The sequence below is a fragment of the Kitasatospora sp. A2-31 genome (assembly GCF_022288725.1).
GTDB lineage: Bacteria > Actinomycetota > Actinomycetes > Streptomycetales > Streptomycetaceae > Kitasatospora.
The window spans coordinates 1-1,418 of record NZ_JAKNTA010000181.1; the positions used below are offsets into that span (position 1 = coordinate 1).

Genomic DNA, 1,418 nt, shown 5'->3' on the forward strand with positions numbered 1-1,418 from the left:
CCTGGAGCTGTTCGACGCCCGCAACTGGGGCCTGGTGGTCTACGACGAGGTGCACCTGCTGCCCGCGCCGGTCTTCAAGTTCACCGCCGACCTGCAGGCCCGCCGCCGGCTCGGGCTGACCGCCACCCTGGTCCGTGAGGACGGCCGCGAGGGCGATGTCTTCTCGCTCATCGGCCCCAAGCGCTTCGACGCCCCGTGGAAGGAGATCGAGGCCCAGGGCTACATCGCGCCCGCCGACTGCTGCGAGGTCCGGGTCACCCTGACCGACTCCGAGCGGCTCGCCTACGCGACCGCCGAGCCCGAGGAGCGCTACCGGTTCTGCGCGACCACCGCCACCAAGCGGCGGGTGGTCGAGGCCCTGGTCAAGAAGCACGAGAACGACCAGACGCTGATCATCGGCCAGTACATCGACCAGCTGGACGAGCTCGGCGAGGTCCTGGACGCGCCGGTGATCAAGGGCGAGACCAGCAACGCCCAGCGCGAGAAGCTGTTCGACGCCTTCCGCAACAAGGAGATCAGCGTCCTGGTGGTCTCCAAGGTGGCCAACTTCTCGATCGACCTGCCGGAGGCCACCGTCGCCATCCAGGTCTCCGGGACCTTCGGCTCCCGGCAGGAGGAGGCCCAGCGCCTCGGGCGCGTCCTGCGCCCCAAGGCGGACGGCCACGCGGCCCACTTCTACTCGGTGGTGGCCCGCGACACCGTCGACCAGGACTTCGCCGCCCACCGGCAGCGCTTCCTGGCCGAGCAGGGCTACGCCTACCGCATCATCGACGCGGACGACGTCCTGTAGCGATCAGGGCTTGTATTCGAGGGCGTCCAGCAAACTGCCCACCGAGGTGCACGGGTTGCTGACGCACCAGCACTCGATCTGCCTTCCCGGCTGCTCGTGCCGGTCGTGCAGATCGAGTGCTGCCCTGCGCGCCTCGGCGGTGAGCATCCGCACGTCTTCGAAGTCGAACGCCTTACCCTTCGGGTCGTACCCCCTGAGGACCTTGGCCAGTTCCTTGGCTGCCTGGTGGCTCGCCAAGTACGACCGCCCCCGACCGAAGTGCAGCAGCAGCCAGACCTCGAAGCACGGTGAGGACAGCGCGCACTTGACGCCGCTCTCCCGGGCCAGTTTCAGCGCTCGGGCGAGGGACGGTGCCTGTTGCGGGGCCTCGACGTCGAGTACGCACCACACCTCGTCGAAGGGCTCGTCCGCACGTGCCGCGTGTGCGATCGCGGAACTCACCAGTAGCCAGGGCTCACCGTGACTGTTACCGATCTTCAGCGAGATCGGCTTCCCCCGGAGGTCCCTCACCAGACCGCGGAGGTAGATCTTCTCGGTGACCTCGCCCTCGCAGTAGACCAGGAACCGCCGTTCCTGCTCACGCGTATTCGCGCTCTGCTTCTTCGTGCCGAGTGGCCTGCCCCGCCTC

Annotated in this window: 2 protein-coding genes; one reads left to right on the top strand and one right to left on the bottom strand. The window is 68.2% G+C overall.

What is annotated here, in order from left to right; genetic code table 11:
• The coding region (locus MCM47_RS40685) for a DEAD/DEAH box helicase (protein ID WP_238951826.1) at window positions 1–790 on the top strand (790 nt) is incomplete at its 5' end.
• Between the two features lie 3 nt (window positions 791–793).
• Here the strand turns inward: MCM47_RS40685 and MCM47_RS40690 are convergent.
• Window positions 794–1,418, bottom strand: a 625-nt coding sequence (locus tag MCM47_RS40690; RefSeq protein WP_238951827.1) for an RloB family protein, incomplete at its 5' end; no start/stop codon positions are given.